This window comes from Azospirillum melinis (genome assembly GCF_013340935.1).
Lineage (GTDB): Bacteria > Pseudomonadota > Alphaproteobacteria > Azospirillales > Azospirillaceae > Azospirillum > Azospirillum melinis.
In genome coordinates this window covers 15,836-35,506 of sequence record NZ_WHOS01000032.1, presented here as the reverse complement: position 1 = coordinate 35,506, position 19,671 = coordinate 15,836, and the positions used below count along the sequence as shown (strand labels likewise).

17 protein-coding genes are annotated in these 19,671 nt (G+C 66.4%); 9 read left to right on the top strand and 8 right to left on the bottom strand.

Features of this window, described 5'->3' with window-relative positions:
• Positions 1-181 precede the first annotated feature (181 nt).
• The gene (locus GBZ48_RS22000) at positions 182-1,693 is read left to right on the top strand and encodes a tetratricopeptide repeat protein (protein WP_246307371.1); all 1,512 of its coding nucleotides are present in this window, start codon (positions 182-184) and stop codon (positions 1,691-1,693) included.
• Positions 1,690-3,675 (top strand): O-linked N-acetylglucosamine transferase, SPINDLY family protein, encoded by a 1,986-nt coding sequence (locus GBZ48_RS21995; RefSeq protein ID WP_174472958.1) that lies wholly within the window; start codon positions 1,690-1,692, stop codon positions 3,673-3,675. Before GBZ48_RS22000 ends, GBZ48_RS21995 begins: the two co-directional genes overlap by 4 nt.
• 44 nt (positions 3,676-3,719) lie before the next feature.
• Here GBZ48_RS21995 and GBZ48_RS21990 read toward each other — a convergent pair whose 3' ends face one another.
• Both GBZ48_RS21990 and istA read right to left on the bottom strand, forming a co-directional pair.
• Positions 3,720-3,971: an ATP-binding protein gene (locus tag GBZ48_RS21990; RefSeq protein WP_281362464.1), complete on the bottom strand. Its 252-nt coding sequence runs from the start codon at positions 3,969-3,971 to the stop codon at positions 3,720-3,722.
• Positions 3,971-5,275: an IS21 family transposase gene (gene istA, locus GBZ48_RS21985; RefSeq protein WP_174472957.1), complete on the bottom strand. Its 1,305-nt coding sequence runs from the start codon at positions 5,273-5,275 to the stop codon at positions 3,971-3,973. Before istA ends, GBZ48_RS21990 begins: the two co-directional genes overlap by 1 nt.
• Before the next feature lie 36 nt (positions 5,276-5,311).
• Here istA and GBZ48_RS21980 point away from each other — a divergent pair, with 36 nt between their 5' ends.
• The 4 genes from GBZ48_RS21980 to GBZ48_RS21965 all read left to right on the top strand — a co-directional run bounded on the left by GBZ48_RS21980 (position 5,312) and on the right by GBZ48_RS21965 (position 7,643).
• Positions 5,312-6,553: an ISL3 family transposase gene (locus GBZ48_RS21980; protein WP_174472956.1), complete on the top strand. Its 1,242-nt coding sequence runs from the start codon at positions 5,312-5,314 to the stop codon at positions 6,551-6,553.
• On the top strand, positions 6,493-6,861 hold the full coding sequence (locus GBZ48_RS21975) for a transposase (RefSeq protein WP_174472955.1): 369 nt from the start codon (positions 6,493-6,495) through the stop codon (positions 6,859-6,861). The genes GBZ48_RS21980 and GBZ48_RS21975 overlap by 61 nt, the downstream gene beginning before the upstream one ends.
• An 18-nt stretch (positions 6,862-6,879) precedes the next feature.
• Entirely contained in the window at positions 6,880-7,236 is a 357-nt protein-coding gene (locus tag GBZ48_RS21970) for an IS66 family transposase (protein WP_425486009.1), read from the top strand.
• A 68-nt stretch (positions 7,237-7,304) separates the two neighbouring features.
• Positions 7,305-7,643, top strand: a complete 339-nt coding sequence (locus GBZ48_RS21965) for a hypothetical protein (RefSeq protein ID WP_174472954.1) — start codon at positions 7,305-7,307, stop codon at positions 7,641-7,643.
• Between the two features lie 271 nt (positions 7,644-7,914).
• Here the strand turns inward: GBZ48_RS21965 and GBZ48_RS21960 are convergent, their stop codons facing one another.
• Both GBZ48_RS21960 and GBZ48_RS21955 read right to left on the bottom strand, forming a co-directional pair.
• A complete protein-coding gene (locus GBZ48_RS21960) occupies positions 7,915-8,514 on the bottom strand; it encodes a hypothetical protein (RefSeq protein WP_174472953.1) in 600 nt (199 codons plus the stop codon).
• Between the two features lie 38 nt (positions 8,515-8,552).
• The gene (locus tag GBZ48_RS21955; RefSeq protein WP_174472952.1) at positions 8,553-8,993 is read right to left on the bottom strand and encodes a hypothetical protein; all 441 of its coding nucleotides are present in this window, start codon (positions 8,991-8,993) and stop codon (positions 8,553-8,555) included.
• A 630-nt stretch (positions 8,994-9,623) separates the two neighbouring features.
• On the opposite strand from GBZ48_RS21955, the gene GBZ48_RS21950 reads away from it, so the two are divergent.
• On the top strand, positions 9,624-9,857 hold the full coding sequence (locus tag GBZ48_RS21950) for a hypothetical protein (protein WP_174472951.1): 234 nt from the start codon (positions 9,624-9,626) through the stop codon (positions 9,855-9,857).
• Positions 9,858-9,896: 39 nt separating this feature from the next.
• Here the strand turns inward: GBZ48_RS21950 and GBZ48_RS21945 are convergent, their stop codons facing one another.
• Genes GBZ48_RS21945 through GBZ48_RS21935 form a run of 3 tightly spaced genes read right to left on the bottom strand, consistent with a single transcriptional unit; the run spans position 9,897 to position 14,854 of the window.
• On the bottom strand, positions 9,897-11,249 hold the full coding sequence (locus tag GBZ48_RS21945) for an SEL1-like repeat protein (RefSeq protein WP_174472950.1): 1,353 nt from the start codon (positions 11,247-11,249) through the stop codon (positions 9,897-9,899).
• A 2-nt stretch (positions 11,250-11,251) separates the two neighbouring features.
• Entirely contained in the window at positions 11,252-12,685 is a 1,434-nt protein-coding gene (locus tag GBZ48_RS21940) for an HlyD family type I secretion periplasmic adaptor subunit (protein ID WP_174472949.1), read from the bottom strand.
• Between the two features lie 12 nt (positions 12,686-12,697).
• Positions 12,698-14,854, bottom strand: coding sequence for a peptidase domain-containing ABC transporter (locus GBZ48_RS21935; RefSeq protein ID WP_174472948.1), 2,157 nt, complete (start codon positions 14,852-14,854; stop codon positions 12,698-12,700).
• Between the two features lie 363 nt (positions 14,855-15,217).
• Between GBZ48_RS21935 and GBZ48_RS21930 the strand changes: the two genes are divergently transcribed.
• Positions 15,218-17,191 (top strand): O-linked N-acetylglucosamine transferase, SPINDLY family protein, encoded by a 1,974-nt coding sequence (locus GBZ48_RS21930; RefSeq protein WP_174472947.1) that lies wholly within the window; start codon positions 15,218-15,220, stop codon positions 17,189-17,191.
• Between the two features lie 86 nt (positions 17,192-17,277).
• Here GBZ48_RS21930 and fcl read toward each other — a convergent pair whose 3' ends face one another.
• Positions 17,278-18,294 (bottom strand): GDP-L-fucose synthase, encoded by a 1,017-nt coding sequence (gene fcl, locus GBZ48_RS21925; RefSeq protein WP_281362463.1) that lies wholly within the window; start codon positions 18,292-18,294, stop codon positions 17,278-17,280.
• A 180-nt stretch (positions 18,295-18,474) separates the two neighbouring features.
• On the opposite strand from fcl, the gene GBZ48_RS21920 reads away from it, so the two are divergent.
• Entirely contained in the window at positions 18,475-19,656 is a 1,182-nt protein-coding gene (locus GBZ48_RS21920; protein ID WP_174472946.1) for a glycosyltransferase family 4 protein, read from the top strand.
• Positions 19,657-19,671: the final 15 nt, after the last annotated feature.

Sequence of the window (19,671 nt, the reverse complement as noted above, 5' to 3'; positions counted from 1 at the left end):
ATCACAGAGGTAAGGTCCCGGCCGCCGCAGGGGGTAGATCAAAGACGTGCAAGAGGCAGCGCTTTATTGCTGATGGCCGGGGTCTTGGGTTAAGAAGCCGCGGGTCCGTGCGACAATCGATCCGCGCCGCCGGTCATCGGTGCGATCGAGCGTCAGAGGCCAAGCGTTGGGGTCTGAAGCGTTGGGGGTTGCCATTTCCGAGTTCTCACCGGCCTTCGTCGAGGCCTTCAACGGGGGCGCCGCCCTGTTCCGGGACGGCCGTTTCGACGAGGCCGCCGCGACCTTCAGCCGACTGGCCGACGAGCATCCCGACATCGCCAACCTGCACGGCAATCTCGGTCTGTCGCTGCGGGCCGCCGGCCGGCCGGACGAGGCGATGGAGCCGCTGCGCCAGGCATTGCGCCTGCGCCCCGCCTATCCGGACGTTCTGAATGCGTTGGGCAGCATCCTGCTCGACCGGCGCAACCTCGATCATGCGCTGGTCGCCTGCCGCGAGCTGGCGCGGCTGCAGCCGGACTATCCGGGGGCGCTGCTGACGCTCGGCAACCTGTTCATGTTCACCGGCGACGGGGAACGGGCGCGCGCCGTCTACCGGCTGGCGCTTGCCGTCGAGCCGGACGTCGCGGTCAACCACAACAATCTGGGCGCGGTCAGCCTCAGCCTGGGGTCTCCGCATGACGCGGCGCTGAACTACCGCCGGGCGCTCGCCATCGCCGTCGGCAAGCCGGAATACCGCAAGAATCTCGGCACCTGCCTGCTGATGGCCGGCGACTACGCCAACGGCACCGTCGCCTATGAGGGCCGGCTGGAACAGCCGGTCTGGCGCAAGCGCAACATGCCGGGCACGCTGTGGCAGGGCCAGCCGCTGGAGGGCCGGACCCTGCTGGTGCATTACGAACAGGGGCTGGGCGATTCCTTCCAGTACATCCGCTATGCCGGCGTGCTGAAGCGCATGGGCGCGCGGGTGCTCTACGAATGCCAGCCGACGCTGAAGCGGGTGCTGTCGACCGCGCCGGACCTGGACGGGCTGTTCGCCTTCGGCGAACCGCTGCCGCCTTATGATTATTACATCTCGCTGATGAGCCTGATGCACCGGCTGGGGACCACGCCGGACACCGTTCCGGGCGGCGTGCCCTATCTGCGGGCGGAACCGCCGCTGGCGGCCCGCTGGGCGGACCGGCTGGACCGGCTGGAGGGCGGCAGCCGCCCGGCCTTGCGCGTCGGCATCAACTGGCACGGCAACGAGACCGGCAAGTCGATCCCGCTGGAGTGTTTCGAGGCGATGGCGCGGCTGCCGGGCGTCCGGCTCTACAGCCTGCAGAAGGTGTCGGGCCTGGACCATCTGGCGCGGCTGCGCGACCGCGTGGCGGTGACGGAGCTGGGGGCGGATTTCGACGCCGGTCCGGATGCCTTCCTCGACACCGCCGCGGTGATGGCCAACCTGGACCTGATCGTCTCGTGCGACACCTCGGTCTGCCATCTTGCCGGCGCCATGGGGCGGCCGACCTGGGTGGTGCTGAAATGGTTCGCCGACTGGCGGTGGATGCGCGACCGGCTCGACAGCCCCTGGTATCCGACCATGCGCCTGTTCCGTCAGGCGAGATCCAACGACTGGGCCGAGGTGATGGGCAGGGTGACGGCGGACGTGGCGGCGGAAGCCGCCGCGCGGGTCGCCGGAGGGGCTGGGCGATGACGCTGAACGAAGCGCTGCAGGCGGCGCTGACGCATTTCCGCGCAGGCCGGATGGCGGAGGCCGAAGGGCTGTGCCGCGCCATTCTGCAGGCCGCCCCCGGAACGGGCGAGGTCGCCCAGCTTCTGGGCGTGACGGTGATGATGCAGAACCGGGCGCAGGAGGCGGAGGCAATCCTGCGCCAGGCGATCGCCATGCGCCCGGACCTGCCCGACAGCCACGGCAATCTCGGCACCGTGCTCCAGTCGCTGGGCCGCATGGCCGAGGCATTGGCGGCCCATGACCGCTGCGTCCAGCTCTCGCCCTCCACGCCGGAGGCCTATGTGAACCGCGGCTCGGCCCGGCTGGCGCTGGGCGACCGCAACGGAGCGTCGATCGATTTCGCCCGTGCGCTCCGGCTCAATCCCATCAGCGCGCTCGCCGCCGCCAATCTGGGCGTGGCCCTGCGCGAGAGCCATCGCGTGGCCGAGGCCGACCGGGCGCTGCGCCGGGCGCTGGTCGTGGAGCCCGGCCATGCCGAAGCGATGCTGGGCCATGCCCATACCCTGCGCGAGCTGGGCAGGCTGTCGGAAGCGAAGGCCGCCTATAGCCGTGCGGTGGCGCTGTCCCCGGCCAAGACCGAGGCGCTGTGCTACCATCTGTACCTGATGCAGACGCTGTGCGACTGGGACGATTATGACCGGCTCTGCGGCCGGGTGAGGGAGATCATCGATCAGGACGGGGGCGTCGTCATCCCGCTGGCCGCCCTCTCGATCGAGACCACACCGGCCCAGCAGGACCGCTCCGCCCGCCTGTTCTTCGACCGGGTGGTCAAGCGCCCCTCCGTCGCGTCCCTGCAGCCGCGCCTCCCGTCGCCAGGCGGGCGGCTGCGCATCGCCTATGTCTCCGCCGACTTCCACGAGCATGCCACCGCCTTCCTGGCGGCCGAGCTGTTCGAGCTGCACGACCGCGAGCGGTTCGAGGTGCTGGCCTATTCCTACGGCCCGGACGACGGCAGCGCGATGCGCCAGCGGCTGGTGAAGGCCTTCGACCGCTTCCGCGACATCCGCAGCGTACCGCTCGACGCCATCGCCCGCTGCATGGCCGACGACGGCGTCGACATCATGATCGACCTGAAGGGCTACACGAAGCAGACCCGGCTCGACCTGCTGTCGCGCCGGCTGGCGCCGGTCGAGGTCAGCTACCTGGGCTATCCCGGGACCATCGGCTGCCCGCACATGGATTACGTGATCGGCGACCGCTTCGTCACCCCGCCGCAGCACCAGCTCTTCTATGCCGAGCGGCTGGTGCTGCTGCCGGACGCCTACCAGATCAACGACCGGCGCCGGCCGCTGCCCGACAGCGTCCCGTCGCGCAGCCAGTGCGGCCTGCCGGAGACGGGTGTCATCTTCGCCGCCTTCAACACCGCCTACAAGATCAGCCCCACCATGTTCGGCTTTTGGATGCGCATCCTGAAGCGCGTACCGGGTTCGGTGCTGTGGCTGTTCGAAGCCAACCCGCTGGCGGCCGGCAACCTGAAGACCGCGGCGCAGGCCCAAGGGGTCGATCCGGCCCGCCTGGTCTTTGCCCCGCCCCGCCCGCTGGCCGACCACATCGCCCGCTACCGCATCGCCGATCTGGCGCTCGACACCCTGCCCTACACCGGCCACACCACCACCAGCGACGCGCTGTGGGCGGGCTGTCCGGTGGTCACCTGCCTGGGCGGAACCTTCGCCTCGCGGGTGGCGGCCAGCCTGCTGAATGCTGCGGGGCTGCCCGACACGGTGACGCAGTCGCTGGCCGAGTACGAGGATCTGGCGGTGGCGCTTGCCGGCGATCCCGCCCGCCGGGCCGGTTTCCGCAAGCGGCTGGAGGATGGGCGGATGACGGCGCCGCTGTTCGACAGCCACCGCTTCACCCGCAACCTGGAACGCGCCTATCAGGTCATGTGGTCGCTGCACAGCGCCGGCCGCCCGCCTCAGGGCTTTATACTGCCGTCAGGCTGAAGGCAGCGGAGCGGGGATGGGAAAGCCTTTCCCCGCCCGGCACCTTATAGCGAGGGTTGGGCGGCGAAGTCGAAGCCGGCCAACTCCCGCACGAAGGGGAAGCGGGCCAGCCCGAAGCCCATGTCGATGCGGCGCTGGTCGCGTCGGGCGATCTCCCGCTCGCAAAACAACGCCAAGGACTCGCGGATCGTCAGTTCCCGCCGCCCGGCCTCGTCGATCAGACTGTCAAGCTGGTCGCGCAAGGCCGTCAGCTTCAACCGGTTCAGCATGGCGATCAGATGATCATGGTCGGTCATCAGAAACCTCCCCCGGCCACGGCTTCGTATTCGGCCAGCGGGCGCAACAGCGCCGGCACCGCTGCCACCGCGCCGTCGTCCTCGGGCCGGACGACGCGGACCGGGCGGCCGTCCGCCCCGGCGACGCCGACCAGATGGGCATCCTGCATCGAGCGCCCGTGCCGCCCCTTCAACTCGGCATGGATCGCCACCTCGCGGCCGGCATGGAGAATCCGCACCGTGCCGGCTTCCACCATCACCCGGACCCGCTCGCCGATCAGCCGCCAGGGCACCGAATAGGCGTTGCCGTCCACCTCCACCGCGCAGTCCGTGCCGACCCGGCGAACCAGGTCGCGCGCCGTGGTGAAGGGCTGGATGCCGGCCAGCGGTTTCAGCGCCTGGGTTTCTTCCCGCCGGTAACGCTCGATCGGTGCTTCACCGGTCGTGCCGTGACACCGCTGATCGGCGATGTCCCTCGTCCAGGCCTCCAGATGCGCTTCCAACTCCGCCCAGGTCGCAAAGGACCGGCCGGCGATGGCGTTGCGCTTGACGTAGCCGACGCCACGCTCGTCCTTGCCCTTGGTGCGCGCCCGGTATGGCGCGCAGGCCCGCACCCGGAAACCCCAGTGCCGGGCGAAGGCGTGCAGGCGCGGGTGCAGAACCACCTCCCGGCTGGCCGCGTCGTGGTACAGGACCAGCGCCCGCGCATTGTCGAGCAGGACCTCCTCGGGCACACCGCCGAAGGCCCGGAAGGCGCTTTCCAGGCCGTCGAACCAGCTGTCCTGCTTCTCATGCCCGTAGGCCCGCACATGCAGCCGGCGGGAAAAGCCCAGCGTCGCTACGAACACGAACACCATCGTCGTCACCCCGCCGATCTCGATGCGCCGGACGCCGAAGACGATCTGCATCTGCTCGCCCGGCCGCGTCTCGAAACGCACCGTCGCCCGCGCCTGGGCGACCAGTTCCCGGCGTAGCGGCGCCACCGCCCGCTCCACCGTGCGCAGGCTGACCGCGATCCCTTTCTCCCGCACCAGTTCCTGCCGGATCACGTCGGCGTTGCCAGCATGCCGCCGGAACCGATCGGCCAGCCAATCGCCATGTTCATCCAGCCGCTTTGAGCGCGAGGGCGACGCGCATGGACGCCAGCCTCCCAGACCAAGCCACCGTTTCACCGTGTGCTTGGAGCAGCCCAGTTCCGCCGCAATCCGCTTCACGCCCCAGCCCAGCGCCTTCAGCTTCAGCATCGCCAACACATCATCCGGCGCCTTCATCACGTCCCTCCGCGGTTCACAGCCCCGCGGAATAGCCTCGTTCAAGCTCGCCATCCCTCAAGTCCCCTTCTCTCAAGGGGGCAATTCCTCATGGCGCCAGGGGGGCAGTTTGACGGGTCGCCTGACAGCCCTCGACGCTCGTCAGTCCCGTGCCCACGTTGCCACGCGCCTTCATCGCGCGTGTACAGCCGTTATGAGCGCCGGTTGGCCGATCTGCCATGGCAAGGCCGGCCGGTAATTCTCCGCCTCCAAGCACGCCGGTTCTTGTGCCGAGAGGCCAGTTGCCCGAAGCGCACCTTCACCGAACGGCTGCCGGGGATTGTACAGCCCTCCGCCCGGCGCTCCGAGCGCCTCGTTGATATTCAGCGCCACATTGCCCTCGCCCTGGGCGGCGAAGCCGGCGGGCGACTCGTCCAGCGCCTTGCCATGCCGGTCTCTGCCGACACCCTCCTGCGGCTCGCCACCACCGCGCTACGCATCGACACCCCTGCGCCTCGGGTGCTGGGGGTGGGCGAGTGGGCGTGGCGCAAGGGCCATCGCTATGGGACCATCCTGGTTGACCTCGAGCGTGGCGACCTGGTGGACCTACTGCCGGATCGGGACGCCTCCAGTTTCGCCGCATGGCTGCGCGCGCACCCTGGGGTCGAGGTGATTGTTCGCGACCGGGCCGACGTATATGCCGACGGCGCCCGCCAGGGCGCAGCGAGTGCGGTCCATGTCGCAGACCGGTGGCATCTCCTGCGCAATCTCGGTGACGCCGTGTGCGCGGCGATCGGCGCCCACCACGCTGCTGTCCGACGCGCCGCGACTCCTTGCGCATCGGCAGGCGCACCTCCGGTTACTCGGGCGCCCGCAAAGCCGTCGGCACGGGACGTGAGGAAGGTGGCCACGCACGCTCCCCGTCTCGCCCGCTACGCGGAGGTCCGACGGCTAGCGGACGCCGGCGCCACGGTCAGTGCGATTGCCCGGAGCTGCGCCCTGGATCGCAAGACGGTGCGTGCTTGGCTGCGTGACGGCGGCCCCGGCACCTGGGCTCGCCCATCAGGCGGCGGGGGGGGGGCCTCGCGCCGTACCTCGAGCACTTGGAGCACCGCTGGGCCGAAGGTCAGCGAAACGCCACCGCGCTGTGGCGTGAGATCGGCGGCCGGGGTTTCACCGGCGGCCGATCAACGGTGCGGGCGTGGGCCGCAATTCGGCGCCGGAGGTCCTCGGATCCGCTGGACGCCGGACCCTCGAAAACGGACAGATGGAAGCCTCCGTCCATCCGGGGCGTGGCGCGCCTTCTGCAAGCCGACCGGAAGGATCTGGCGGAGGCTGACCGGGTGTTCGTAGACACGCTGCTGGCCGATGTCCCCGCGCTCAGCGACATGCGCAATCTCGCGCACGGCTTCGCCGCGCTGGTGCGCAAGCAAGGGACGGGCACCCTCGACGATTGGCTGGCGGCCGCCGCCGGGACACCGTTGGAGGGCTTCGCGTCCGGGCTCCGGAAGGACTTGGCGGCCGTGCGGGCGGCACTGGAGACGCCCTGGTCGACCGGCCCGGTCGAGGGGCGGATCAACCGACTGAAGACCATCAAGCGCACCATGTACGGCCGAGCCGACTTCGAACTCCTGCGTAGCCGCACGCTATATGCAGCGTGAGCGGAGCCTTCACGCAAAGTGCGGGAGAACCAAACTTCATTCGGCCTTTACAAGGCCGAACGCCGCCTGGATGCCCTGCTCGGTGTGCCCGCCGCCCATCCAGCCGGACGTGAGTTGCAGCGCCAAGTCAAGGCGTGGCGCGGCAAGTTCTTCGTCTTCCTCAGCGACCGCCGCGTGCCGCCCACCAACAACGGCAGCGAGCAGGAAATCCGCCCGTCCGTGATCTTCCGCAAGGTCACCAACGGCTTCCGGGCCGAGTGGGGGCCGGGTATTCACGCCGGCTATCGCTCCGTCACTGGAACCGCGCGCCGCCAAGGCCAGTCCGCCTGGACCGCCATCCGCGATCTTGTCGACGGCACCTTCGCCGTCGCTTAACGGCTCAGCTGCCGCCACCCGGGTGAGCAATCACTCCCTCCGGGGCACCGGTGACCCAGACGGTCCCCGTGTTCGACGAGGTGGAGGTGGAGACCATCGTCCAGCCGGCGGTCCAGCGCCTCCACCGCCGCCTGCACACCGGCTTCGGCGCCCGTCAGGTCCGGGATGCCGTGGAGAGGACCGGACAGGACTATGCTTGCATCATCCACGACCCCGAAAGCGGCGGCTATGGGCTGCGCTATCAGGAGCTGAGGCGCTGCTGGTACGCGCGGTCCAGCAACTGCATGAAAGCGTCGCGGTTCTGGAAAGTGTGCGCCATACGTGATGTGGACCGGTGGCAACCGCTGGCATTGCGCCTTTCCGGCGGTTGCGCCATAGCATCCCGACTTTCCCGAAACGACGGATGATTGACGGGGATGATTTTCTCAGCACTGTCCGATGATGCGGAAGGAGTGGCGCCATCGCCGCATGAGGATTCTCATCACAGGCGCCACCGGCCATCTGAACCCGATTCCCGCAGAGGAGGAGGCACGAAGGTTACAAAGTCCAGATATCCTGGCCAAGCCACCCCTGACACTGTAAGGCTGAGTCAGTGAGTTCAGGCATCCTCATGAGTTGAGAGACGACAGCGATGAAGCGGTTGCAGTCCCAGAGCCGGTCGAACAATCGCTGTGATCTTTACTTGCTCAAATGAAGATCATGGTAATAGTACAGCGCCTCAGAAAGGTATGTGACCACCTCGTCTACGCTTCGATCATTCTCTATGAACACATTAAGCTCATCAGCGGACTGATCCCGACGTTCACCTTCCTCTGAGAAAAATATATCCCGAACTTTTCCAACCAAGTCATTATAACATTTATTGGAAATAGAGTCACTTTTTCCAGACTTGTCTATAAGAAATTGCCTGATTACCTCGCACCTTATCGCATCTTGGCCAATAAATTTCCAGAAAAGTGGAAACGCAGAAATTAGACCTTTCGGCCAGCCGACATTGATAAATTGTGGTGGCATTACGCTGGGAACTTCAGGAACTGGCAGCCCTATAATTTCGTAAAAATCCGAAACTGTATCTCGGACATTTTCCTCGAGTGTAAATTTTATCGAGCTTTGCGAGAGCCAGAAATTTTTCCAATCTTCTATTGCCAGCAGATTCCCCCAGTATGATTTTTCCAAGCCGCGGAAAAAATCCATAGCTGGGGTTGGCTGGAGGTACTTCCGTATCCATGTTGAGAGCGACTCTTGCTCAATCCAGCCCCACTGGAGCCATGACTTCAAAGAATGCTCAACAATGTTTGGATAGTAGAAAACAACGTTTACATTATATGATGCCGCGAGGATGCGCAAAAATTTAAGAAAAAAACATCCTTGAGAACGATGGATGCCTCAAATCCTTCCGCAGAAACAATTATATGGTCAAATTTTTCTGTTAGATTGTGTATTTTTCTTTCAAGAATACCCGCAAAGAGCCGCAATGACCGATAGTCACGGGAAGCTCTAAGCCTCTTATAGATTTCATAAGGAATTTCAAATGAGGCTGTATAATCCTCAACAGAACCATTATCTACGTTTCCAATATCGATGCACCTCTCAAGATCTTCCAATCTCATTTCAGATTTATAGATCTCGCGAGTCAAGATAGCTGGCGATATGGAGGCGGCACGAAGGCGCTTCATATCCATAACCATATAACTTTGGATTGCCGTCGATCCATTTTTACTTGATCCGCCGTGTATCGTTATCGTCTTGCGTTCCATCTACACACCTTTTTAGGCAGAATCATTCGATAAACCGCAATCGATTTCGCTGAATCGACGATTCGAGTTTCTATCAAAAGCCCAGAGAGTGAACTCAAGCTATTGACCTGCCTCGGCACTACATAGCTTTGCTCCACCCTTTTAACACAAGGTGACCAAGCGGATTACCGAATGCTCATTGGAAATCTGTTTTAACCCTAACATTTTTGGGATGCAATTCCAGTCTTGCCCGGACAATATCGCCGAGGCAGAGTGCTTGTCGCACAGCTCCACACTAGCAATCTGCGGTGCGGCCTTTCTAGCCCATGTGAGCTTCAGAACCAGAGTTGAAGGCGGCAGCCTACAACGCTTCGCGCAGCCTCATCTTTGGAAGGCGGCCTGAACCTTGGTGCCGGACTGCGGATGGCAAGGCCGCATTCTGTGCTTCAATAGACCTACCCGGCGCACGATGAGTGACAGGTTGATCCGCCTTGAGCGGTTCCGGTGTCCTCGTCGGTATAGACGATCCCGACGCCCCCCCCCCGGCCAGAGACGCCTGGACCAGGGGAAGGAAAGCCGGATGCCGCCGGGCACCGTCGCCACCGGCGCATCATCGGCTTCGATGTCGAGAAGCGTGGAACGGCCGGGCGCATGCTCGTCGAAGGCCCAGCCGTGCAAGGCGCCATGCTCGGACGCTTCGACCAGACCATGCAGGTGCGGCGGGAAGAAGATGTCCCCGACATCCCTGGCCGGTGCCGACCCGCTGCTTCTGTCGACGATCCGGATCAGGTGCGGGCGACCGTCCAGCACCGTGTCGGGCAGTTTGACCGCAAAGCCATCCAACCGATCCCGTGGAGCCGCTCGATGGCCTTGAGTTTCCCCTGAACTGCCAAGACGCCCTCACGTGCCCCGAACGGTTCCGGATCAGGCCACCGCCATCGACTTGGGATTCTTCTTCCACTCTTCCATGATGACCTGGGCCTTGTGCCGATCCTCGCTGCCGAGGCTGGCGCCGAGTTCATGGGCCTTGGCCTCCAGCCCGTCACGGTCGGGACCGGGTTGGGTGGCGGCGGCGGCCATGATGGTCCAGACATAGGCCTGGATCGGGTTGTGGGCCTTGCTGTCGCGGTTGGCGTAAAGGGCGCCCAGATTGGTCATGGCACCGGCATGACCCTGCGCCGCGGCCTTGCGCAGCCAGTCCACGCCCTCGACCAGATCGGGGCGGCCGGCCCAGCCATGGGCCAGCATCAGCCCCAGATTGACCTGGGCGCCAACATTGCCCTGTGCGGCGGCCTTGCGGTACCAGACCGCCGCCTCGCTATAGTCGGGGGCGCCGGCCAGACCGTTGGAATGGATCAGGCCGAGATTGAACTGGGCGTTGACGTTGCCCTGCTCGGCCGACCGGCGGCACCATTTGAGGGTTTCCGCATAGTTCTGGGGCACGCCGTGGCCACGGGCGTACAGCAGGCCCAGATTGACCTGGGCCACCGGATGCCCCTGCTCGGCCGCAAGCCGGTACAGCTCCGCCGCCTTGGCCGGATCGGCCGGCACGCCGGTGCCGTGCTCATGCATGATGGCGAGCGCAAGCTGCGAATTCACGTAGCCCTGGTCGGCAGCGCGTCCATACCAGAAAAGCGCCTGCCCGATGTCGCGCTCCACCCCCTGGCCGTTGGCATAGAGCGAGGCGAGCGCATGCTGGGCGATGGCGTAGCCCTGCTCGGCCGACCGGCGGTACCAGTCGGCGGCGGCAGCGACGTCCTGGGCGACACCCTGACCGTAGGCGTGGAACAGGCCGATGTGGTGCTGCGCCTCGGCATGGCCGCCCTCGGCAGCCTGGCGGTACCAGTGCAGCGCCTGGGCGATGTCCGGACCGATCCCCAGGCCGTTGGGATAGAGCAGGGCCAGGTTCGCCTCGGCCGTCGGCGGGCTGGCCTTCGACACGGTCTTGTACCAGCGCACCGGCAGGGCAGTGTCCTGGGGCGCGCCTTCGCCGTTGGCATAGCACAGGCCGAGCGAGAACTGCGCCTCGACATGGCCCTGCTCGGCCGCCTTGCGGAACCAGTGGGCGGCGTCGCCGAAGTCGCGCACCACCCCCTGGCCGCGGGCATAGAGCTGGCCCATGCGGTACTGCGCCTCGGCATGGCCGTGTTCGGCCAGCGGCATCCAGTCGGTGACGGCGGCGGCATAGTCCTCCGCCTCGAAAGCGGCGAGGCCACGCTGGAAATCGGGCTTGCGGGTACCGGTGGATTTGCTTCGCTTCAACAGCTTGCCGAACAAGGTCAGGGCTCCCGCAGGCTTTCGTCGACCCCGCGCAGAATCGGGCGGAGGAAATAGGTGATGATCCGGCGCTCGCCGACCTTGATGTCGGCCACCAGCGGCATGCCGGGGATCAGGCGGAAGTTGGAGGGGACATTGTCCAGCGTGGCCGTCAGCAGCTTGATGCGCGCACGGTAGAAGAGCAGCCCGCCGGCATTGTCCTTGTTAGAGAAGGAGTCCTCGCTGATCGTCGCCACCTCGCCGTCGAGCGAGCCGTGCTGCATGTAGGGATAGGCGTCGAGCTTGACGCGCACCTTGTCGCCGACCTGGACGAAGGCAAGGTCGCGGGCATCGATGTTGGCCTCGACCTCCAGGGGCGCTCCGACCGGGACCAGGGTGAAGAGCGGCTCGGCCTCCTTGGCGATCGAACCGGGGGCGGCCTTGGGCGAAACCTCCAGAACGATGGCGTCGACCGGGGCGTCGAGCTGGACCAGCGACTGGCGCTTGCGCGCCTTGGTCAGCTGCTCGCGCAAGGCCTCGCGCTCGTTGCGCTGGGAGGTCAGTTCCTCGATGATCTTGCCGTTCCACTGCTGGACGAAGACGTCGCGGTCGGCGAGCAGAGCCTGCAGATCGTGGCGGTTGCCCTGCAGCTCGTTCTGGTTCAGGACCAGATTGCGCTCGATGTCGATGCGGTCGCTGGTGGCCTGCAGCAGGTTCAGCTTGCTGCCGACCTGGGTGGCCAGCAGCGTGGACCGCATGGTTTCGATCTCGCGCACCACCTTCAGCCGCTCGTTCAGATGGACGCGGTCCATCTCGTACTTGGAGACGTTGGACTGAAGCCGGGCGAGCTTCTCCTCGTAGCTCTGCATCTGCGACTGGTACTGGGCCTGACGCTCGCGCCACAGCGACTGCTGCAGCGTGCCGTAGCCGTAACGGTCGCTGCCGCCCACAAAGGTCTTGCCGTCATGCTCCGCTTCCAGCCGGGCGATCAGCGCGTCGGCGTTGGCGAGGCGGGATTCGAGCTGGAGGACGTCGGCCTGGGTGAAGGTCGGATCCAGCGTCGCCAGAACGTCGCCCTTGCGCACGACATCGCCGGGACGGACGAGGATCTGCTTGATCGCCGCCATCTCCAGCGGCTGGACCATCACATTGGGCTCGGTCGAGATGATCTTGCCCTGGGAGGCGACGATCTTGTCCAGGTAGGACAGCGACGCCCAGGCGATCAGGCCGATGACGAACAGCGCCAGCAGATGCAGAGTGACGCGCGCCAGGAACGGATCGGGGGCGTTCTGGATCGCCTCCGTGTCCTTCTGGAAGGCACCGATGGCCGCCTTGCCGCGTGCCTTGGCGCGCTTGTCGAGCGGAGAGGCCGGCGTGCGCGGAGCCACGTCGTTGGCGGGAACGCGCACCGTCTCGATTTTCGCAAGCTTTTGTGCGGTCGGCTTTTGTGCGGACACGGGCGCGCGCTCCTAGATGTGCCGGTTCTGCTGGTGCCAGAGATGCTGGTAGATGTCGCAGCGCTCCAGCAGTTCATCGTGCTTGCCGCTGTCGACCACCTTGCCGCGATCCATCACCAGGATGGTGTCGGACGGCACCAGGGACGACAGCCGGTGCGAGATGATGATCATGGTCCGGCCACGGGCGATGTTCATCAGATTGGCCTGGACGATCGCCTCGCTCTCGGCATCGAGTGCGGAGGTCGCCTCGTCCATGATCAGGATCTTCGGGTTGGTCAGGAGCGCACGGGCGATGGCCAGACGCTGGCGCTGACCGCCGGACAGATTGGACGAGCCTTCCTCCAGCATGGTGTCGAGGCCCTTGGGCAGCCGCTCGACGAACTCGTCGGCGCCGGCCAGCTGGATGACCTTCAGGATCTCCTCGGTCGTCGCCCCCGGCTTGGCGGCGGAGACGTTCTCGCGGATGGTGCCGGTGAACAGGAAATTGTCCTGCAGCACCACGCCGATCGAGGCGCGCAGATGGTCGAGGTCGTATTCGCGCAAGTCCCGGCCGTCGATGCGGATCAGCCCTTCCTGCGCCCGGTGCAGACCCTGCAGAAGCCTGGTCACCGTGGTCTTGCCCGAACCGGAGCGGCCCATCACCCCGAGGATGGTGCCCTCGGACGCGGTGAAGGACACGCCGTCGAGCGCCGGCGGCGACGAGGGGGAATAGCGGAAGCGGACCTCCTGGAAATCCACCGTGCCGCGCAGCGGCGTGCGCAGGCCGCGGCCGGTGCGGCCCTCTTCCGGAGCGTGGTTCATGATCGTGCCCAGCATCTGGACCGAGATCGACACCTCCTGGAACTGCTGCACCAGCTGCGCCATCTGCAGCAGCGGCTGGGTGACGCGGCCGGCCAGGATGTAGAAGGCGATCAGGGCACCCATCATCAGGTCGCCGTTCAGCGCCAGATAGGTGCCAAGCCCCAGCAGGCAGGCCATCATCAGCTGGTTCAGCGGCTGGGCGATGGTCTGGCCGATGATCATGATGCGGCCGACGTCGAAACGCTGTTCGGCGGCGCGGGCGACGCGGTGGTCCCATTCCAGCTTCTGACGGCCATCGAGCGCCAGCGACTTCACCGTGCGCATGCCGTGGATGTTCTCGATCAGGAAGGACTGCTGGCGCACCTCGGCCTGATACAGCTCCTTCAGCCGGCCTTTGATCAGCGGGATCATGATACCGATGTTGATCGCCATCAGCACGGAGAAGGCCAGGACCAGGACGGTCAGCGGCACGCTGTACATGAACATGATCGGCAGGAAGATCACCAGCGAGACCGTGTCCAGCAGCGTCATGAAGAGCTGACCGGTGAGGAAATTGCGGATGCGCTCGGCCTGCTGGGCGTTCTTGACGATCTCGCCCGACGACACCCGCTCGAAATAATGCATCGGCAGGCCGACGAGCTTGTTGAAGACCTGGACGTTCATCTTCGCGTCGATCTTCTTCGTCGCGTAGAGCATCAGGTACTGGCGCAGGTAGGAGAAGGCCGCCTCGAACAGGATGACGCCGACCATGCCGATCATCAGCACGCCGAGCGTGCCCATGCTGCGGTGGACCAGCACGCGGTCGATCACCAGCTGGAAGAAGATCGGCACGGCGAGCGCGAACAGGCTCATCAGGATCGCCGCGATGCCGATGTCGCGGAAGATGCGCTTGTGGCGCAGGATCTCCACCAGGAACCACTTCAGGCCGAAGGGCTGCTCGGCGTCGGTCAGGCCGTAGTCGCGCTTCAGCAGCACGATCTCACCGGCCCAGGCCTGGCTCAGGCGGATGCGGTCGACCGGGAGAATGAGTTCCTGGCCGGCCAGCGGATCCTGCAGGATGGCGACGTCGGTGTCGCCCTGTTTGCCGAAGCCGAGCACGACCATCGAGTTGCCGTTGCGCAGGCGCAGGATGGCCGGGAAGGCGTCGTGGAGCTTTCCGAGATCCTCCCAATCCAGCGTCGTCGCTTCGGCCTTCAGGCCGATGGACTTGGCGACGCGCAGGAGGCGGGCGGTGTCCAGCTCCTCGTTTCCGATGACGTTGCTGTGCTGAAGCCGCTCGGCGGAAACGTCCAGGCCACGCTGGCGCGCGACGGCAGCCAGGGAGTGCAGCCCGGTGTGGGCGCAAGGGACTTCGGCAGCGAGTGTCATGGGAACCGCCATAAAGGATAAGGAGTGCGTCGCGAAAGCAAGGTCTTCATACCGCCTGATCACCCGGTTTCGATCGACCGTACGCTCCTTGGGATCCGGGGCGCGATGAAGCGCGTGCGTCCGCCACCCGCGGACGATGCATACCCACGCGATTCCGCTGGAATAGCAGAATTGGGCCAACAGCGGCAAGCCATCTGTCCCCAATGGCATCCCTCATCCATCATATGTCCCCGGTTCGTGTGTTCGTTGCGGCACAGCGGACCGTAGGGGCGAGATGCCACTTGCGGACAGTGTGCGGTCGTTGCTATCGACCGATGGCACGGTTCTTTGCCGACAAAGACTTAACGCCAAGCGGTCAGCCCGATGAAAAAGCCTTCACGAAAGCAGGCCAAGGCGAAACGCCCGGCCGTCCCGGCCCCCTCCCCGCGGGCCGCAGCCCCAGGGATACCCGCCGGGACGGTTCCGGCGGCGGAGGCCGGCTTCGCCCGGGCGCTGACCCTGCACCGGGAGGGCCGGGTTGCCGAGGCGGAGGCCGGATACCGCACCGTGCTGGCCGCCGATCCGGGCCATCCCAACGCCAACAACAACCTTGCCATCGTCCTGCGCGCCCGCGGCGACTGGGACGAGGCGCTGGACTGCTACCGCCGGGCGCTCGCCCGCAACGCGGCCGATCCCTTCGTCCACAGCAACCACGGTTGCCTGCTGCTGGACATGGGCCGGGCCGCGGAGGCCGAGGAGGCGCTGCGCACCGCCGTCCGGCTGAAGCCCGACTATGCCGAGGCCCATTTCAACCTGGCCAACATCCTGCGCAACCGCGGCGACCGCGAGGGCGCCCGCGCCGCCTACGGCGAGGCGCTGCGCCTGAAGCCGGACATGGCGGCGGCCCTGTGCAATCTGGGCGACCTGCACAAGGGGGCCGTCGAACTCGCACGGGCGGTGGAATGCTTCGTGGCCGCCCTGAAGGCGGACCCGAAATCGGCCGAGGCCTGGAACAACCTGGGCGAGACGCTGAAGGAGATGGGCCGCATCGAGGAGGCGATCGGCGTCTTCCAGAAAGGGCTGGAGGCCAACCCCACCCACACCCTGATGCATTCCAACCTGCTGCTGGCCCTGCACTACACCCCGGCCGTCCCGCCCGAGACCGCTTTCAAGGCCCATGCGGGATGGGCGCAGCGCCATGCCGATCCGCTGCTGCCCGCCGGCAAGCGCCACGCCAACCCGCGCGATCTCGAACGCCGCCTGCGCGTCGGCTATGTCTCGCCGGACTTCTGCGCCCATTCCGTCGCCTTCTTCGCCGAACCGCTGATCCGCGAGCATGACCGCGACCGTTTCGAGGTGTTCTGCTACCACGCGGCCGCGCGCTCGGACGTGGTCACCGAACGGCTGAAGGGGATGGCGGACGGCTGGCGGTCGCTGGTCGGGGTGGACGACGCGCGCGCCATGGCGCTGATCGAACAGGACGGCATCGACATCCTGGTCGACCTGACCGGCCACACCGCCAACAACCGGCTGACCCTGTTCGCCCGCAAGCCGGCGCCGGTCCAGGTCAGCTGGCTGGGATATCCCGACACCACGGGCATGCGCGCCATCGACTGGCGCCTCAGCGACGCCATCGCCGAACCGCCGGGCGAAGCCGACCGGCTGAGCGCCGAGCGCATCGTCCGCCTGCCGCACGGCTTCCATAGCTACCGCCCGCCGGTGGACGTCGCCCCGCCGGCCGGGCCGCCGTCGCGCGCCAACGGCCATGTCACCTTCGGGTCCTTCAACAACACCTCCAAGGTGACGGGGGAGGTGGTGCGCGTCTGGTCGGAGATCCTGACGCGGGTGCCGAACTCCCGCCTGATCGTCAAAAGCGCCCAGATGGGCGACGAGGAAACGCGCCGGCGCTATTTGAACACCTTCGTCCAGTACGGGATCGACGCCGGCCGCATCGAACTGCTCGCCCGCATCGACGCCGCCGACGGGCACCTGCGCGCCTACGACCGCATCGACATCGGGCTCGACCCCTTCCCCTACAACGGCACCACCACCACCTGCGAGGCCTTGTGGATGGGCGTGCCGGTGGTGACGGTGGCCGGCGCCAGCCATGTCGCCCGCGTCGGTGCCAGCCTGCTGACCCATTGCGGCCTGACCGAGCTGATCGCCGCCGACGAAGCCGGCTATATCGCCACCGCGGTCGCCCTTGCCGGCGATGCGGACCGCTTGGACGAACTGCGCCGGACCATGCGCGACCGGCTGAACGCAGCTCCGCTGACCGACTACAAGGGCTTTGCCCATCAGGTCGAGGCGGCCTACCGCGCCATGTGGCGCGACTGGGTGGCCCGCAGCGCCGCCTGAGGGAGCGCTGCCCGGGAGCGTGAAGAGGAGACGGCACGGCTCGCCGGCGCCGTCTCCCGCTCCCGGCAGGCTTTAGCGCCCGGGGGTCACAGCCCCCCCCGCAGACCGCCGTGGCCGGCCGTCTCCAGGAACCAGCGGTAGGTGGTGGCGAAGCCGTCGCGCAGGGACGTAGGCGCGGTCCAGCCCATCCCGGTCATCCGGCTGACCTCCATCAGCTTGCGTGGGCTGCCGTCCGGCTTGGAGGTGTCGTAACGGAACTCGCCCTCATAGCCGACGACGTCGCGGATCAACTCGGCCAGTTCCCGGATCGACACCTCGATCCCGGTGCCGACATTGACGTGCGGCTCACCCGAATAATGCCGGGCCAGGAAGACCAGCCCATCGGCCAGATCGTCGGCGAACAGGAACTCGCGCTTGGGCGCGCCCGTCCCCCACAGCTCGACGAAGGGCAGTCCCTCCACCTTCGCCCGGTGGATCTTGGCCAGCAGGGCAGCGGCGACATGGCCCCCCTGCAGGTCGAAATTGTCGTTCAGGCCGAAGAGATTGGTCGGCATCGCCGAGATGAAGTCGCAGCCATACTGGCGCCGGTAGGCCTGGCACATCTTGATGCCGGCGATCTTGGCGATGGCATACCACTCGTTGGTCGGCTCCAGCGGGCCGGTCAGCAGGGAGTCCTCGCGCATCGGCTGCTCGGCCAGCCGGGGATAGATGCAGGAGGATCCCAGGAAGACCAGCTTCTTCACGGCCGTCCGGTAGGCGCCGTGGATGATGTTGGTCTCGATCGCCAGATTGTCGTAGAGGAACTCGGCCGGCCGGGTGGAGTTGGCGAGGATGCCGCCGACGGTTGCGGCGGCGACGAAGACCACATCCGGCTTCGCTTCGGCCATCCAGTCCTCGACCTCGGCCTGACGGCGCAGATCGACGCGGTCGCGGCCGACGGTGAGCAGGTCGCACCGCTCGCGCTCCAGACGGCGGACGATGGCCGCCCCCGCCATGCCGCGATGCCCGGCCACCCAGACCCGTTTCCCTTCCAGGGAGAAAAGCGATTCCGTCCCCACCCTTGCGCCCCATGCCGCTATGAAAAGCCACCGCTGTCGTAGCATCGGGCCGGCGGGGAATCCAGCCCGCTCCACTCGACTTGACAAGCGCCGGTCCGGCGCGGGATCGTCCGCCCGCTCTTCGGGCCGGCGCCCGGCAGCCGCCGACATGGGCAGACGATGCGGAGCGCCGATGCGGGCCACCGGTGCGGGCGGCCGGATTTGCGCAGAACTGGGGTTTCCATCATGATTCCGAATTTGGCCTTCACCTGGCAGCTCACGGAGGTCCACGGCTGGGGGCTGGTGGGTGTCCACACCGCCCTCTACCTCGCCGATCAGGGCCGGCCTCCGCTGTTGCTGGAAAAGCCGCTGATGGGCACCCTGCGTCCGGAGAACCGCGCCAGGCTGCAGACGCTGGAGGCGCCCTACCAGCAGATCGCCGCCATGGCCGACAACGCCAAGGGCCACATGCTGCTGCTGAAGGAATTCGACGTCCTGCACGCGCTGGGCAATGGCTTCACCGCCGGCGGCCCGTCGACGCGCTTCCGCGGCCGGCGCAACATCGGCGTCATCGCCTATGAGGAAACCCGCTTCACGCCCGAGGTGATGGCCCGCGCCCGCCAGTACGACCGCATCGTCGTGCATTCCACCTACAACAGGCAGCTTCTGGAGATTTGGGGGTTCGACAATGTCGGCCTCGCCTTCCAGGGCATCGACCCGACGGAGATGGTCGAGGCGGAGCCGAGCGGCCGCTTCGGCGACCGCTTCGTGGTCTTCTCCGGCGGCAAGCTGGAGTTCCGCAAGGGCCAGGACATCGTCCTGGCCGCCTTCCGTGCCTTCCGTCAGCGCCATCCCGACGCGCTGCTGGTCACCGCCTGGCAGAACGCCTGGCCGGAGGTCGGCATGACCATGGCGGAATCGCCGCTGGCGCCGAAGCCGCCGCGCATCCTCCCCAACAACATGGTCGACGTGAAGAGTTGGGCTTTGGAGAACGGCGCCGACGAGGAGGGCTTCGTCGATCTGGGCTTCCTCGGCCGTCATCAGATCGCCGGGATCCTGGCCGACTGCCACGCCGCCGTCTTCCCCAACCGCTGCGAGGGGGCGACCAACCTCGTCGCCATGGAGGCGATGGCCTGCGGCGTGCCGGTGGTGCTGTCCAACAACACCGGCCACCGCGACCTGCTGAAGAGCCCGACCCAGGGCGGCGACCTGTGCCTGACGCTGGACCGCCAGGTGCCGGTCGCCGACCGCGACGGCAGCCGCTTCGGCTGGGGCGAGTCCTCGGTCGACGAGCTGGTGGAGGCTCTGGAACGGCTCTATGCCGACCGTGCCGCCGCCAGGGCCCGCGCCGCCCGCGCCAAGACCTTCATCCGCACCGAGCGCAGCTGGCGCGCCTTCGCCGAGGCGTTCGTCGACGCCACCCAGTAAGCCCGCCGCCGAAAG

What these genes read in the sequence shown, in the direction of transcription:
- GBZ48_RS21995 (WP_174472958.1), top strand. Translation starts at nt 1,690, where the DNA reads ATGACGCTGAACGAAGCGCTGCAGGCGGCGCTGACGCATTTCCGCGCA.
- GBZ48_RS21990 (WP_281362464.1), bottom strand. Translation starts at nt 3,971, where the DNA reads ATGACCGACCATGATCATCTGATCGCCATGCTGAACCGGTTGAAGCTG.
- istA (WP_174472957.1), bottom strand. Translation starts at nt 5,275, where the DNA reads ATGGCGAGCTTGAACGAGGCTATTCCGCGGGGCTGTGAACCGCGGAGG.
- GBZ48_RS21980 (WP_174472956.1), top strand. Translation starts at nt 5,312, where the DNA reads ATGGCGCCAGGGGGGCAGTTTGACGGGTCGCCTGACAGCCCTCGACGC.
- GBZ48_RS21955 (WP_174472952.1), bottom strand. Translation starts at nt 8,993, where the DNA reads ATGGAACGCAAGACGATAACGATACACGGCGGATCAAGTAAAAATGGA.
- GBZ48_RS21950 (WP_174472951.1), top strand. Translation starts at nt 9,624, where the DNA reads ATGCTCGTCGAAGGCCCAGCCGTGCAAGGCGCCATGCTCGGACGCTTC.
- GBZ48_RS21935 (WP_174472948.1), bottom strand. Translation starts at nt 14,854, where the DNA reads ATGACACTCGCTGCCGAAGTCCCTTGCGCCCACACCGGGCTGCACTCC.
- GBZ48_RS21930 (WP_174472947.1), top strand. Translation starts at nt 15,218, where the DNA reads ATGAAAAAGCCTTCACGAAAGCAGGCCAAGGCGAAACGCCCGGCCGTC.
- fcl (WP_281362463.1), bottom strand. Translation starts at nt 18,294, where the DNA reads ATGCTACGACAGCGGTGGCTTTTCATAGCGGCATGGGGCGCAAGGGTG.
- GBZ48_RS21920 (WP_174472946.1), top strand. Translation starts at nt 18,475, where the DNA reads ATGATTCCGAATTTGGCCTTCACCTGGCAGCTCACGGAGGTCCACGGC.